We start from the raw sequence: 16,574 nt of genomic DNA, 5'->3' as shown, positions 1-16,574 counted from the left end.
TGATATGCAAAATTTTAATACTGATAGCCATAGAATGAAAAACTTAGTAGACATATCAGCTATGGTAACTAGTTCAACAGATTTTTATTCTATAAAAGATAAGATAGTAGACAAGATGTTAGAAGTTGTTCATCCAACTAAGGCTTGTGTTAATTTATTTTATCGAAATGACTATAAATACGCATACTTGGTGTGTTCTCAGACTTTAGAGTATATACCACAAGTATTCCCTATGGATCATGTACCACCAGTAAAATCTATGAGTAATCCAATAGGTATTAAAATAGATTTTAATGAATATCCTAAATATGTTCATGAAGCTGTAGAAGAAAAGAAAATAATATATATAGAAAATGTCTTTGAAGAGGAAAGAGCAAAAGACGAAAGGGATTTAGCTATAAAAGAAGGTTATACGGGAAGAATAGTATTTCCTTTCATAATAAACGATAAAGTAGTTGGATTTATGACTTGCTTTTTATCAAAAAATGATAGTATCTGTGAACAAGATATAGACTTTATATCATCTGTTGCATCATTGCTTAGTTTATCAATAGAAATAACTACTAAAAACAATAATATGCAATTTTTAGTACATAAATTAAGAGGTGCTATAAATTCAATAAATGCTGCAACTAAAAAGCTTTATTCAAGTAATAATATAACAGTATTCTTAGAGCAATTAAGTAAACAAGCTTGTAATATGACAAACAGCAAAGAAGCTTTGATATTAGTAGATGATAATGATTATAAAGATAGAGCATTTAACTATTACAATGTTGAAGATAAAAATAAAATAAACTTATATCCAATGTTAGAAAGTATCCAAGCGAGAAAATCAATTGGGGAATATCACAATAATGTAAATATAAAATCTGAGTCAGAAGATACTATAAAAAGTTATATATATTATAAGTTAAGATATAGAAATAAAGTTATCGGATGTATAGTATGCGCTAATAGTCAAAACTATACAAAAGATGATTTGAATATATTAAGTATATTAGCAAAACAAGTATCAGTAGGTATGCAACTGTATAAATATAATTTAGAAGAAGTAAAGCATAAAGTACTTGATAATGAATTAAACCTTTTAAATAAACAGCAAAAGTTAATAATGGATGATGCTAAATTAGAATTAAGTAACAATAAAGAGTTAGATTACTATCATAGGCCAGCAAGAGTAGTTGGAGGAGACTTCTACTATGCTATGAAGGTAGATGATGATAATACAGTTTATATTTTGGCAGATGTTATGGGTCATGGTATGATTTCAAACTATATGGTTGCTATGATAAAAGGTGCCTTTAAAGTATTAGCAAATCATTATAAAACACCTGGAGAAATACTTACAAAGTTAAATAAAATGTTATATGATGAATTTGATAAAATGGACGTATTTGCTACATGTTTAGTAAGTGTTATAAATTCAAAAGAAAATAAAATAACAATATCCAACGCAGGACATTATAGTCCTATAATAATAAAGAATAATGGAGAAATAGAAGGAAATTTAAACTGTAAAAAAGGTATACCAATAGGAATAATGGATGAAGCTGAATATGCAAACAACTCTTTTGATATATCAAACTATTCACTATTATGCATGTACACAGATGGAATATTAGAAATAAAAAATGAGTCAAAAGAAGAATATGGGGTATCTAGATTAGAGAAATTCCTTCAAGATAATTACCAAATAGGTCATGAAGTTTTACAAGGAAAGCTAGAAGAAGAGTTAATAGACTTTGCAGGTAAAGATAACTTTGATGATGATATATTAGTAGTTATGTTAAAGGATAAATAGTATTTATTATAACTAAAAGATAAAGGGGGATAATTAATGTTTAAAGAAATATTAATAATAAATGGAAGCCCAAGAAAAAATAAAAATTGTTTTTCGATATCTAAGGAAATAAGTTCTAAACTAGAAGAAAATAATATAACTTACGAAATATTTAACATATATGATATGAATATTGAGTATTGTACTGCTTGTGGATTTTGCGAAAAAACAGGTTATTGCAAATTTAATGATGATATGACCCCTATGTATAAAATGTTTGATAAAGCCAAAGGAGTTATAGTAATAAGCCCTGTACATTTTGATTGCGTATCTGCTAAATTAAAAACAGTAGTAGATAGAACTCAGGCTATATATGCAAGTAAGTATATTCTTAATAAGCCATCAATAGATAGAGATAAGACTCGTATAGGAATGTACATAGCTGTTGGAGGTTCAACACCATATGAAACTCAATTTATGGGTGGCCAAATAGTCATGGATTTTTTCTTTAAAAGTGTAAACAATAAATTAAAATATAATATTTACTTAAATAGTACAGATAAATTAGGGTATAGTGAAAATCAACACTTTAAAAATGAACTAGATAAGGCAATAAAAAATTATATATGTGATGTAAAGAAGCTTGATTAATCAAGCTTCTTTTGATTGTAAATATATTTAGAAAATCAAATAATAAAAATATAAAATTAGAAATCTAATTATATATATACCAAAAAAAGTTAGAATAAAACATAATATAAAAAAATATTTAAATTAGAGTATTTTACTTAAATAATATTATACAATATATATAATAAATGAAGTTTAACAAGGAGAATGATATGCTAAGGTATTTAACAAGTGGAGAATCTCATGGGCAAAGCTTAATATCTATACTAGATGGAGTACCAGCTAATATAGAACTTGATTTTGAAGAAATAAACAAGGAGCTTAAAAAAAGACAAGGTGGCTACGGTCGTGGCGGCAGAATGCAAATAGAAAGAGATAAAATAAATATACTAGGTGGAGTTAGAGGTAAAAAAACCCTAGGTGGACCTATATCTATAGAAATAAAAAATAAAGATTATGAAAATTGGACAAAGTACATGAATCCAATGGAGGAAGTTGATTTAGAGACTAGAAAAGTAAGTAATGTAAGACCAGGACATGCAGACCTGGTAGGTTGCTTAAAATACGACTTTAAAGATGCTAGAAATGTACTTGAAAGGTCTAGTGCCAGAGAAACTGCAAGTAGAGTAGCCGTAGGTGCTATATGCAAGCAAATACTTAAAAATTTTAATGTAGAATTTACATCTCATGTAGTAAATATTGGTGGTGTAGAAGATAAAAATTTATATGAATTTGATTATATAAAGGAAAATGTAGATACTAGTCAAATAAGATGTGTAAATAAAAACCTAGAAGAAAAAATCATAGAAAGAATAGATAAAGCGAAATCAGAAGGTGATACATTAGGTGGAGTTGTAGAAATAAGAGTGAAAAATATTATTCCTGGGCTAGGTTCATATACTCAGTTTGATAAGAAAATAGATGGACAACTTGCTATGCATTTAATGGCTACTCAAGCCATAAAAGGAGTAGAAATAGGAATTGGATTTGATGTTAGCTCTTTAGCAGGGTCTTGTGTTATGGATGAAATAAGCTATGACAAAAATGAAGGTATAAAAAGAGCTACAAATAGACTAGGTGGAATAGAAGGTGGAATGACTACAGGAGAAGAGATTATAATAAGATGTGCAATGAAGCCAATACCTACATTATATAAGCCATTAAATTCTATAAATATAAATACACTGGAAAGTTATAGTGCAAGTATTGAACGTTCAGATAATTGTGCTGTTCCTGCTTGCAGTGTAGTTTGTGAAAATGTAGTAGCTTTTGTTATATGTAATCACTTCCTAGAAAAAATAGGTGGAGACAATTTAAATGACTTAAAATCAAATTATAATTCATACATAAAAAGGTTAGGTGAAAGAGGATGGAAAAGATAGAAACTGCTATTTGTAGTGTAGTAATAGATAAAGATTATAAATCCTTTAATGAAGCTGTAAAATTAGTAAACTCAAATGATATAAATAAAGGTTTAATAAAAGATGATATAGATTTAAATGATATATACGACAAAGTACTTATAATAAGTGATGATAATGTATATAAACATATGATGAAAGAATTTACAAGTTCTATAAAAGCTAAGTACATATATGAATATATAGTGTCACCAGGAGAACAATCTAAATCTTTAGATGTTTATGAGGAAATAATGAACTACTGTATAAGAATAAATTTATCTAGAAAATCTTTAATATTAGCCTTAGGAGGTGGAGTAGTAGGAGACCTTGCAGGGTTTATAGCATCTACTTATATGAGAGGAATTGACATTATACAAGTTCCTACAAGTTTACTTGCTCAAGTCGACTCTTCTATAGGTGGAAAAACAGGTATAAATTTAGGCAATTTTAAAAATATAATGGGAAGTTTTTATCAACCAAAACTTACTTATATAAATGTGAATTCTTTAAAAAGTTTAAGTGAAGAAGAATTTATAAGTGGTATGGCAGAGGTTATAAAGTATAGTGCAATATATGATTATGAATTTCTAGATTATCTAATAGAAAATAGTGAAGCTATATTAAATAAGGAAGAGAAATACTTATACTATATAGTAAAAAAATGCGCAGGTATAAAGGTAGAAGTAGTATCTAATGATGAAAAAGAAGGTGGACTTAGAAAAATACTAAATTTTGGACATACCTTTGGACATGGAGTAGAAAAACTATTAAAAATTAGCCATGGTAAGGCTGTAAGTATAGGTATGGCTATGGCATTTAAACTTTCATTAGATGAAAAATTAATATCCAAAGAGTATTATGATAAATTTATAAGAGTTATAAATTTATACAAACTACCTTTAAAATATGATTTAAATGAAAATATGGATAAAGATCATATTGCAAAAGAGATACTATACATAATGAAGAGTGATAAGAAAAATAGCTTTGGTAAAATAAACTTAATACTTCCAACAGAACTAGGAAAAGTAAGTTTAATGGATAATATAGATGAAGAAAAAATACTTAATATAATAAGGGAGAGTCAGAATGCTTAGAGGAAGTTTTGAACTTATAGGGGATAAATCTATATCACATAGAGCCATAATGTTTTCATCAATATCAAAAGGACATAATAAAATAAGCAACTTTTTAATGGGCCAAGACTGCTTAAGCACAATATCTTGCTTTAAGAAAATGGGAGTAGACATAGACATAAAAGGAAATGAAGTTTTTGTAAAAGGAAATGGTCTATATGGTCTAAAGCCACCTAAAGATTTACTAGACGTAGGAAACTCTGGAACTACAATAAGACTATTAAGTGGAATACTAGCAGGAAATAACTTTGATGCAACACTTATTGGAGATGAATCAATAGGAAAAAGACCTATGAAAAGAGTTACAGATCCTTTAAGAATGATGGGATGCAAAATAGAAGGAAAAGACGATGCAAACTATACTCCTATAAAAATATATGGAGGGAACTTAAAAGGAATAGATTATAATATGCCAGTAGCATCAGCACAAGTTAAATCAGCTTTGATACTGGCAAGCTTATATGCAGATTCAAAAAGTATAATAAGAGAAAAAGTTAAAAGTAGAAACCATACAGAAATAATGCTTAAATCATTTGGAGCTGACATAAATGTAAATGATTTAGATATAACTATAAATCCAGTTAAAGAGTTATTTAATCAAGATATATATGTACCAGGAGATATATCTTCAGCAGCATTTATAATAGTAGGAGCTTTAATAACTAAAGGCTCAGAGGTTTTAATTAAAAATGTTGGACTAAACAAAACTAGAACTGGAATAATAGATGTTGTTAAAAATATGAATGGAAATATAGAAATAATAAATCAAAGATTCGTTGGAGGAGAGCTAGTTGGAGATTTATTAGTAAAGTACAGCAAAGATTTAAATGCTACAACAATAGATAAAACTATAATACCAAGGCTTATAGATGAAATACCAGTTATAGCAGTACTTGCAACGCAAGCAGAAGGAACAACTATAATAAAAGATGCAAAAGAATTAAAAGTAAAAGAGAGTAACAGAATAAAATCTGTAGTAGATAACTTAAAATTAATGGGTGCAGATATAGAAGAACTAGAAGATGGAATGGTTATAAAAGGAAAAACTAAGCTAAATGGAGCTAGTATAACTACTTTTAAAGACCATAGAATAGCCATGGCATTTTCAATAGCTAATTTAATCTGTGATACAGATATAGTATTAGATGACAAAGAGTGTATAGATATATCTTTCCCTGGTTACTTTGACTTATTAAAAAAACTATCAATATAAAATTTTTATATAAACTAATATTTAAAGTTAATATTAATATGGTTAAAATAAATAAAAAATTATAATAAGATAAGTAAAAGTTGAAATACTAATTATGAATGAAAATAAAAGGGTTTTCTAATATTTCAGTAGAAATAATATTAAGAAAATTATCAAATTTTGAGAAAAGAATTTGATTTAATTAAAAAATTTATGTATAATTGGATGTTGTATACAAAATTTATGTAGGAGGGTTTTTTATGAAATTACCAATAGCTTTATCAAACAGACACGTTCATTTAAGTCAAGCTGATATAGAAACATTATTCGGAGCAGGACATGAGTTAACTCATTTCAAGCCATTATCTCAGCCAGGACAATATGCATGTGAAGAAAAGGTTGATTTAGTAGGACCAAAAGGAACTATAAAAGGAGTTAGAGTTTTAGGACCAGCTAGACCTAGCACTCAAGTTGAAATATCTTTAGCAGATGGATTTGCTTTAGGTGTAAAAGCTCCAATAAAAGAATCTGGAGATATAGCAGGAACTCCTGGTGTTAAATTAGTAGGACCAGCTGGAGAAGTTGAATTACAAGAAGGTGTTATAGTAGCATCTAGACATATACATATGAGCTTAGAAGATGCTAAAAACTTCGGTGTAGAAGATAAGCAAATAGTAAAAGTTAGAACTTTCGGACCAAGAGCTGTTGTATTTGAAAATGTATTAGTAAGAGCTAATGCAAACTTCGCTTTAGAAATGCACGTAGACGTTGAAGAAGGAAACGCTGCAGCAGTTAGAAACGGAGATATGGTAGAATTAATAGCTGAATAATTTTAGTTTATATTATAAATAAAAGGTAATCTCAAAATTGAGATTACCTTTTTAGTTATATAGTTTATTATTTATGTATTTATTAAAAATCTACTTAGTAGCAGATATTTTCATAGCTTTTGAATATTCCACTCCATATTCGTACATCTGCTCAAGAAGGGGAAGTAATTTTTCTCCAAGATCTGTCAAACTATACTCGACTTTAGGAGGTATAACAGGATACACCTCTCTATGAACTAGTCCATCATCTTCTAAACTTCTAAGTTGGTTTGTAAGCATTTTTTGAGTAACATCAGGAAGCTTTCTTTTTATTTCACTAAACCTAAGTGGGCCACTACTTAGATACCAAAGTATTAAAATTTTCCATTTACCAGAAACTAATTTATGAAATAAAGTCATAGGGCAGGTTTCAAATTTTGCACATCTATGACTCATGTGACATTGAGTATGAATCATATATACACCTCTTTCTATATAAATAGCATAGAAAAACTTCTAAAAAATATTAAAATATAGTCATATAGACTTATCATAAAGTATTTCTATGAAATATCTAACTTAAGACTTTTTATATCAAATAAGAAATTACATTCATTTTAAATGGGGGAGATATAATTCCTATATATGATCTCTAAAAAGTATTCCTTCAAAATTTTAAAAATGAAGACCTATTTATTATATCATAAATAAATTATTGTAAAAACCTTACAGTATATTTTTTGATACCATATATATTTTTAGGTACTGTATATATTTTTTGAAACTATATGTAAATAAAGTGCCTACTTGTTAAACAAAAAATATACAGATATGATTATATATGTGAGCTGGATACAAAATACAAATTGAAATTAAAGAGCTATGAATTTTAAATTGTTCTAAGGAAAAAATAAGTTTATATGATGCTCATAATATGCTAACATAATATGGAATAATATAAATATTTGTGTAGAAAAAAGGAGAATTTGAAATGAGTAAAATAGCAAAAATGATAGACCATACAGTATTAAAAGCTGTAACTACAAAAGAAGAAGTAATAAAGGTTTGTGATGAAGCAAAAGAATATGGATTCTTTTCAGTTTGTATAAATCCAACTAACATAGAGCTTGCTAAAAAAGAATTAGAAGGAAGCGATGTAAAAGTTTGTACAGTAATAGGTTTCCCTTTAGGAGCTAACACTAAAGAAGTTAAAGCGTTTGAAACAAGAGATGCTATAGCTAAAGGTGCAGACGAAGTAGATATGGTTATAAATATAGGTGCATTAAAAGATAAAAACTACGACTTAGTATATGAAGATATAAAAGCAGTAGTAGATGCAGCTAATAAAGAAGCTTTAGTTAAAGTAATAATAGAAACTTGTTACTTAACAGATGAAGAAAAAGTTAAAGCTTGTGAACTTGCAGTTAAAGCAGGAACTGACTATGTAAAAACTTCAACAGGATTTGGAACAGGTGGATCAACTCCAGCTGACATAAAACTTATGAGAGAAACTGTTGGAGAAAATATAGGAGTTAAAGCATCAGGTGGTGTTAGAACTGCTGAAGATGCAAAAGCTGTAATAGAAGCTGGGGCATCAAGAATAGGTGCAAGTGCATCAATAGCCATAGTTACTGGGGAAGACTCTATAAAAAGCGATTATTAGAAAAAATACAAATTTCTTGTTTAATCTACAAAATCGTGGGTATAAATGAAAGAGTAGAAGAAACTTATAATTAAACATATGGATATTATTTTAATAAACATATAGATTTTTCCTTTAATCAAATTAAGCAAAATGAAGGAATTTTACAAAACATATAGAATATTTTGTTTATTATGTAATATTTAGAATTATGTAATAATATAGTATTGGGGGGAAGCAATGTGCAATGTTGTATAACCTTGTACGTTGTTTCTACAATACAAAATACTTATAAAGATAAGTACATAAGAGTAATATACGAGGAGGATACAATTATGGCTAAATTTATGAAAACAGTTGACGGAAATACAGCTGCTGCTCATGTTGCTTATGCATTCACTGATGTTGCTGCTATATATCCAATAACTCCGTCTTCAAACATGGCTGAAGTAGTTGACGAATGGTCGGCACAAGGCAGAAAGAATATGTTCGGACAAAAAGTAAGTGTTGTAGAAATGCAATCAGAAGCAGGAGCTGCTGGAGCATTCCACGGTTCATTACAAGCTGGTGCATTAACAACAACTTTCACTGCATCTCAAGGTTTATTATTAATGATACCTAATATGTATAAAGTTGCTGGGGAATTACTTCCAGGGGTATTCCACGTAAGTGCTCGTGCATTAGCAGCTCAAGCATTATCTATATTTGGGGATCATCAAGACGTTATGTCAGCTAGACAAACTGGATGTGTAATGTTAGCATCAGGTTCTGTTCAAGAAGTTGCTGATATAGCACCAGTTGCACACTTAGCTGCAATAGAAGGAAGATTACCTTTCATACATTTCTTCGATGGATTCAGAACATCTCACGAAATACAAAAAGTTGAGTTACTAGACACTGAAGATTATGAAAAATTAATAAACAAAGAGGCAGTAGAAGAGTTCAGAAACAGAGCTTTATCTCCAAATCATCCTGTTACTCGTGGTACTGCTCAAAACCCTGATATATACTTCCAAACAAGAGAAGCTTCAAATAAATATTACAACAACATAGTTGGAATAGTTGAAAAATACATGAAGCAAATGAGCGAATTAACTGGAAGAGAACATGGACTATTTGATTACTACGGAGCACAAGATGCTAAGTATGTATTAATAGCTATGGGATCTGCTACAGAGGCTATAGAAGAAACAATAGATTACTTAAATGCTCAAGGTGGAAAATACGGTTTAGTTAAGGTTCACTTATTCAGACCATTCTCTACTAAGCATTTATTAGAAAAAATACCAGCAACTGCTGAAAGAATATGTGTAATGGATAGAACTAAAGAGCCAGGTGCTATAGGAGAGCCATTATACTTAGACGTACGTAGTGCATTCTACGGAGCCGAAAATGCTCCAATGATAATAGGTGGAAGATACGGATTAGGATCAAAAGATGTTACTCCATCAGATATAAAAACTATATTTGATAACTTAACTTCTGAAAATCCTAAGAACAACTTCACTGTAGGTATAGTAGATGACGTTACTAATACTTCATTAGAGCCATCTGAACCTATCAAAATAGCTACACCAGGAACTATAAGATGTAAGTTCTGGGGATTAGGATCTGACGGTACAGTTGGGGCTAACAAACAAGCTATAAAAATAATAGGAGACAACACTGAAAAGTATGCTCAAGCTTACTTTGCTTATGACTCTAAGAAGTCTGGTGGTATAACAATGTCTCACTTAAGATTTGGAGATGCTCCAATAAGATCTACTTACTTAATAGATGAAGCTGACTACATAGCTTGTCATAACCAATCATATGTTAACCAATATGATTTATTAAAAGGACTTAAAAAAGGTGGAACATTCGTATTAAATACAATATGGTCACCAGAAGAGTTAGAAACTCATTTACCAGCAAAAATGAAGAGATTCATAGCTGAAAATGAAATAAACTTCTACACTGTAAATGCTACTAAGATAGCTCAAGAAATAGGTCTTGGAAATAGAATAAACATGATAATGCAATCAGCATTCTTCAAGTTAGCTGAGATAATACCTCAAGAAGAAGCTAGCCAATACCTAAAAGATTCTATAAAGAAAGCTTACGGTAAAAAAGGTGAAAAAGTCGTTAACATGAACTTTGAAGCTGTTGAAGCTGGTATGAATGCATTAGTTAAAATAGAAGTTCCAGCTGCTTGGAATCAAGCTGTTGAAAGTGCAGAAACAACAAACTGCGACGAACCAGAATTCATAAAAAATATAGTAAGACCAATGAATGCTCAAGAAGGTGATAGTTTACCAATAAGTGCATTTGATGGAATAGAAGATGGTACATTCCCATGTGGTACTGCAGCTTACGAAAAACGTGGAGTAGCAGTAAATGTTCCTGAGTGGGATGTAAACAACTGTATACAATGTAACCAATGTGCTTATGTATGTCCTCATGCATGTATAAGACCAGTATTAGTAACTGAAGAAGAAATGGCTAATGCTCCAGAAAACTTCAATACTAAAAAAGCAATTGGTAAAGGATTTGAAGGATTACAATACAGAATGCAAGTAAGTCCACTTGACTGTACAGGATGTGGAAACTGTGCTGACATATGTCCAGCTAAAGGTAAAGCATTATTCATGAAACCTCTTGATACTCAAGAAGTTGAAATAGAAAACTGGGCATTCGCTGTAGATACTACAAAGGTTGCTCCTAAAGATGATGTAATGGCTCCTAACACTGTTAAAGGAAGTCAATTCAGACAACCATTAATGGAATTCTCAGGTGCTTGTGCTGGATGTGGAGAAACTCCATACATCAAGTTAGTTACTCAATTATTCGGAGATAGAATGATGATAGCAAATGCTACTGGATGTTCATCAATCTGGGGAGGATCAGCTCCATCAACTCCATACACTGTTAACCATGAAGGTAAAGGTCCATCTTGGGCAAACTCATTATTCGAAGACAATGCTGAATTCGGATACGGAATGATGTTAGCAGTTAAACAAATGAGAAACAAAATAGCTGAAAACATGGAAACATTATTAACAATGGATATATGTGATGCAGCTAGAGAAGCATTTACTGCTTGGTTAGATGCTAAAGAAGATGGAGAAGCTTCAAAAGTAGCAAGCCAAAAAGTATTAGATGTATTAGCTAATGCTCACAATATAGAAAATGCTGAAATAAAAGCTTTAGTTAATGAAATAGAAGAAAGAAAAGATTACCTAGTTAAGAGATCTCAATGGATCCTTGGAGGAGACGGATGGGCTTATGACATCGGTTACGGTGGACTTGATCACGTACTTGCTTCAGGAGAAAATGTAAACGTACTAGTATTTGATACAGAAATATATTCAAATACAGGAGGTCAAGCTTCTAAATCTACTCCAATATCTGCAATGGCTAAGTTCGCTGCAGCTGGTAAGAGATCTAAGAAGAAAGACTTAGGTATGATGGCAATGAGTTACGGAAACGTATATGTTGCACAAGTTGGTATGGGTGCAGATAAGAACCAATTAATGAAGGCTGTAATAGAAGCAGAAGCTTATGATGGACCATCATTAATAATAGCTTACTCTCCATGTATATCTCATGGTATAAAAGAAGGTATGGGTAGAGCTCAAGCTAACATAGAAAAAGCTGTTAAAGCTGGTTACTGGCACTTATACAGATTCAACCCAACATTAAAAGCTCAAGGTAAGAATCCATTCACATTAGATTCTAAAGAGCCAACTGAAAGCTTCAGAGAGTTCTTAATGGGTCAAGTAAGATACGCTGCAATAGCTAAGCAATTCCCAGACGTAGCTGATGAATTATTCACTATGGCTGAAGAAAATGCTAATGAAAGATACAACAACTATAAGAGATTAGCTGAACAATGCTAATAAATATAGTTTAATATAAAGGATGTACTTTTAGGGTACATCCTTTTTTATATAATAGTGTTTTATTACACATAACTTAAGTGAATTTTTTAGTTTAAATATATATTTATAGCTTATTAAATACAAAAAAGCATAAAAACATAAAACATTCATAAAATATTCATAAAGTTAGGCTATAGTAAATGTAAATGAACATACTCCATAAAATAGATTGAAATATATAAAAAGATAGGATAAGTTTTGTTGAGATCTTGTCCTATCTTTTTATTAAGCTTTACTAAATTAATACGTATATTAAAATATAGATTATAAATAAGATTTGCGATATAATGTGTAAGCTAATAATTCAAGAAAGTGAGAGTTTAATGAAAAAGAAAATAATTATAGGAATACTATTAATAATAGCTATAATAATATCAATAATTATAGCAAGTAAAAAAGATGAAAAAGACGGAGTTTATTTTACAGATAAAACTTACAATAAAGAGATTAACCCAATATCAAAGGAAACTGCTGTGAATATAATAAAAGCAGAATATGGAGATCTTGTAACTGTAAATAAAGATGATATAAAAAAAGTTGGAGACAAGTACAAGGTTGAACTTTTTATAACTATAAATGATGAAGAACACAGTCATAAAAAAAGTATAGGAGTTCATGAAATAGATATTTATACAGGAGATATGAAGATAGTTAATTAAGTATTTGACTTATTATGTGATAATAATAAACTTAAATAGTGTATACTAATTATAAATGTGATACAATAAATATATAATTATTTAAGTTTGGAGGATTAGAAGTTGAGACCATTAGAAAATGAGTTAAAATATTTAAAACTACTATCAAAACAATATCCAAGCATATCAAAAGCAAGTACTGAAATAATAAACCTAGAGGCAATACTTAACTTGCCTAAAGGAACGGAACACTTTATAACAGATATACATGGAGAATATGAGCCTTTTGTTCATGTTTTAAAAAATGGCTCTGGAGTCATAAAAAGAAAGATAGAAGAACTATTTTCAAATACTATGAGAGAAAATGAGAAAAAAGCATTAGCTACTTTAGTATACTATCCAGAGCAAAAACTAGATTTGATAATAAAGAAAGAAGAAAATCTAGAAGATTTTTATAGAATAAATATATATAGATTAGTTGAACTTTGTAAATATGCATCTAGTAAATACACTAGATCAAAAGTAAGGAAATTATTACCAGAAGATTTTAAGTATATAATAGAAGAATTACTTCATGAATCTATAGATATAAAGCATAAACAATGTTATTACCAAAGTATCGTAGATACAATAATAGAAACTGATAGAGCAAAAGAATTTATAATAGCTATATCTAAAGTTATACAAAAACTAGTAGTAGATAGACTTCATATATTAGGAGATATATACGATAGAGGACCAAGACCAGACGTAGTAATAGATACTTTAATGGATTATCATTCAGTGGATATACAATGGGGAAATCATGATATACTTTGGATGGGTGCTGCAAGTGGAGAAAAAACTTGTATAGCAAATGCTCTTAGGATATCAGCTAGATATGCAAATCTAGATATAATAGAAGATATATATGGAATAAATTTACTTCCTCTTGCTACTTTTGCTATGGAAACTTATAAGGATGACCCTTGCCATTGTTTTATTCCAAAAATTAGTGATCAAAATGTATCAACAAAAGAAAAATCATTAATAGCTAAAATGCACAAGGCAATAAGTATTATACAGTTTAAGTTAGAAGGAGAAGTTATAAATAGAAGGCCTGAGTTTGAGATGCAGCATAGACTTTTACTTAATAATATAAACTATGAAGAAAATACTATTAAATTAAAGGGTAAAGTATATAAATTAAAGGATTCTAATTTCCCAACTATAAACAAAAATAACCCATATGAGTTAAGCAAAGAAGAAAATGAAGTTATAGAAAAATTAGTATCATCTTTTAAAAATAGCGAAAAACTTCAAAAACATATTTCTTTTTTATTCTCAAAAGGAAGTATATACTTAACAGCAAACTCTAACTTACTAATACATGGATGTGTACCTTTAAATGAAGACAAGAGCTTTATGTCTATGAAAATACAAGGTAAAGAATATAAGGGTAAAGCTTTAATGGATAAGATGGAAGCTATATCTAGAGAAGGATATTTCTTTAAAGAAAATACAACTCAAAAGCAATATGGAATGGACATGATGTGGTATCTTTGGACAGGAAAGTGTTCATCATTATTTGGTAAAGATGACATGACTACTTTTGAAAGATATTTTATAGCGGAGAAAGAAAGTCACAAGGAAAATAAAAATCCATATTTCAAATTAAGAGAAGATGAAAAGATGTGTGAAAAGATATTTGAAGAATTTAACTTAGACCTAACAGATAGCCATATTATAAATGGTCATGTTCCTGTAGAAAGTAAAAATGGTGAAAGCCCTATAAAGGCAAACGGAAAAATACTAGTCATAGATGGTGGCTTTTCAAGGGCATACCAAAATAAAACAGGACTTGCAGGTTATACTTTAATATATAATTCTCATAGTTTACAATTAGTTTCACACCAACCTTTTACATCAGCAGAAGATGCTATAAAAAAAGAAAGTGATATACTATCAACTACAGAAGTAGTAGAACATAAAGCAAAACGTAAAACAGTAAGAGATACTGATGCAGGTAAAATATTAGAACAAGAAGTAAAAGACTTAAAGTTACTTTTATTAGCTTATAGAAAAGGATTAATTAAAGAAAAATAAATGTTTTCCTAAAATTCTTGACAGAATTAAATACCTATTATAAAATTATAATATAAATAAAACTTGAATAAAAATATACAAATATTTACTTATCAATATTTTGGATTGTTACTGATAGAGCAGGCAATACCTAAGTTGAGACTTTATTTTAGTGTCTTAATTTAGGTATTTTGTATTTATACATATATTTTGTTAAAAAATAATTAAGGTAAAAATATATATAAAAAACAACTAAAATTTAAACTAAGTTTATTTAAAAATGATTGATCTAAAGAATAGAGGTGAGTATATATGCTAATTCAAAAAATATACAATAACAATGTAGTATTGGTTGTAGATGATGAAACTAATAAAGAACTAGTACTCACTGGATGTGGAATTGGATTTAAAAAAAAGGTTGGAGAAAAAGTAGACCAAGAAAAAATTGAAAAGAAATTTGTTATGGAAGATGAAAACTTGGCTAAAAAGATAACTAGGATAGCTACTGAAGTAGATGAAGATATATTTAATGTAACTTCTAAGATAATAGAATATGCAAAACAAAATTTAAATACAGAACTAGACGATTATATATATGTAGCACTAGCAGATCATATATCATTTGCAATTAAAAGGTATAATCAAAATATAGAAATTAAAAATGATTTACTTTATGAAATAAAAAGGATTCATAAAAAAGAATTCCAAATAGGAATGTGGGCAATAGATTATATAAACAAAGAATTTAATGTAAATTTCACAAAGGATGAAGCAGCATTTATAGCTATGCATATTATAAATGCAAATTATAAAGAAAGCACTAAAGAATCATTTTTAATGACTAAGATAGTAAAAGAAATACTAAATATTATAAGATATTATTATTCAGTAGAATTTAAAGAAGATGATTTTAACTATGATAGATTAGTAACTCATTTAAAATTCTTTGCAAAACGACTTATAAAAAAAGAACAAGTAGAAAATAATGACAATGAACTTTTAGAAATTATAAAAATTCAATATGAAAAACCATATAATTGTTCTTGTAAGATTAAAAAATATATAGAAGATAATCATGAGTATATAGTTACAGAAGATGAGCTTTTATATCTTACACTACATATAAATAGAGTAATAGCAGCTATAAAGTAAAATATTATAAGGTTAAACCTTTAATAATATATATATTAAATAGAAAGTATAAACAATAAGATTGTTACTGGTTGAGCAGGCAAGACTTAAGTTTATAAAAGTAATAATAAGTTAAATTTATGTAATAATTACAATCAATATATACATAATAATATTGATTGGATTTGCAATAATTTATCTTTAAGTTATTTTTATAGATTTAAGT

The 16,574-nt window shown here is 28.9% G+C and carries 12 protein-coding genes; 11 read left to right on the top strand and 1 reads right to left on the bottom strand.

What is annotated here, in order from left to right:
• Positions 1 to 4: 4 nt before the first annotated feature.
• The 6 genes from I2H23_RS07370 (at position 5) to pduL (ending at position 6,974) form a co-directional block, all read left to right on the top strand.
• Positions 5 to 1,804, top strand: coding sequence for a GAF domain-containing SpoIIE family protein phosphatase (locus I2H23_RS07370; protein WP_092924074.1), 1,800 nt, complete (start codon positions 5 to 7; stop codon positions 1,802 to 1,804).
• Positions 1,805 to 1,840: 36 nt separating this feature from the next.
• Entirely contained in the window at positions 1,841 to 2,434 is a 594-nt protein-coding gene (locus I2H23_RS07365) for a flavodoxin family protein (RefSeq protein ID WP_092924077.1), read from the top strand.
• A gap of 191 nt (positions 2,435 to 2,625) precedes the next feature.
• Positions 2,626 to 3,795: a chorismate synthase gene (gene aroC / locus I2H23_RS07360; RefSeq protein ID WP_195581393.1), complete on the top strand. Its 1,170-nt coding sequence runs from the start codon at positions 2,626 to 2,628 to the stop codon at positions 3,793 to 3,795.
• Positions 3,783 to 4,913, top strand: a complete 1,131-nt coding sequence (aroB, locus tag I2H23_RS07355) for a 3-dehydroquinate synthase (RefSeq protein ID WP_195581392.1) — start codon at positions 3,783 to 3,785, stop codon at positions 4,911 to 4,913. The genes aroC and aroB overlap by 13 nt, the downstream gene beginning before the upstream one ends.
• On the top strand, positions 4,906 to 6,165 hold the full coding sequence (aroA, locus tag I2H23_RS07350) for a 3-phosphoshikimate 1-carboxyvinyltransferase (protein WP_195581391.1): 1,260 nt from the start codon (positions 4,906 to 4,908) through the stop codon (positions 6,163 to 6,165). The genes aroB and aroA overlap by 8 nt, the downstream gene beginning before the upstream one ends.
• A gap of 239 nt (positions 6,166 to 6,404) precedes the next feature.
• Positions 6,405 to 6,974, top strand: coding sequence for a phosphate propanoyltransferase (gene pduL, locus I2H23_RS07345; RefSeq protein ID WP_092924088.1), 570 nt, complete (start codon positions 6,405 to 6,407; stop codon positions 6,972 to 6,974).
• 90 nt (positions 6,975 to 7,064) lie between these two features.
• Here the strand turns inward: pduL and I2H23_RS07340 are convergent, their stop codons facing one another.
• The gene (locus I2H23_RS07340) at positions 7,065 to 7,430 is read right to left on the bottom strand and encodes a winged helix-turn-helix transcriptional regulator (protein ID WP_330405527.1); all 366 of its coding nucleotides are present in this window, start codon (positions 7,428 to 7,430) and stop codon (positions 7,065 to 7,067) included.
• 514 nt (positions 7,431 to 7,944) lie between these two features.
• On the opposite strand from I2H23_RS07340, the gene deoC reads away from it, so the two are divergent.
• The 5 genes from deoC to licT all read left to right on the top strand — a co-directional run bounded on the left by deoC (position 7,945) and on the right by licT (position 16,369).
• Positions 7,945 to 8,616 carry a deoxyribose-phosphate aldolase gene (gene deoC / locus I2H23_RS07335; protein ID WP_092924091.1) on the top strand — a complete coding sequence of 224 codons (672 nt, stop codon included), beginning with the start codon at positions 7,945 to 7,947 and terminating at the stop codon, positions 8,614 to 8,616.
• Between the two features lie 314 nt (positions 8,617 to 8,930).
• Entirely contained in the window at positions 8,931 to 12,473 is a 3,543-nt protein-coding gene (gene nifJ / locus I2H23_RS07330; RefSeq protein WP_092924094.1) for a pyruvate:ferredoxin (flavodoxin) oxidoreductase, read from the top strand.
• Positions 12,474 to 12,838: 365 nt separating this feature from the next.
• Entirely contained in the window at positions 12,839 to 13,174 is a 336-nt protein-coding gene (locus tag I2H23_RS07325) for a hypothetical protein (protein WP_195581390.1), read from the top strand.
• A gap of 102 nt (positions 13,175 to 13,276) precedes the next feature.
• Entirely contained in the window at positions 13,277 to 15,238 is a 1,962-nt protein-coding gene (locus I2H23_RS07320; RefSeq protein ID WP_092924100.1) for a fructose-1,6-bisphosphatase, read from the top strand.
• Positions 15,239 to 15,529: 291 nt separating this feature from the next.
• Entirely contained in the window at positions 15,530 to 16,369 is an 840-nt protein-coding gene (licT, locus tag I2H23_RS07315; RefSeq protein WP_195581389.1) for a BglG family transcription antiterminator LicT, read from the top strand.
• Positions 16,370 to 16,574: the final 205 nt, after the last annotated feature.

Source organism: Romboutsia sp. BSD2780061687b_171204_C1, assembly GCF_015560225.1.
Taxonomy (GTDB): Bacteria; Bacillota; Clostridia; order Peptostreptococcales; family Peptostreptococcaceae; genus Romboutsia_C; species Romboutsia_C hominis.
The sequence above is the reverse complement of the archived record's forward strand: the minus strand, read 5'-3'. Positions and strand labels throughout refer to the sequence as shown.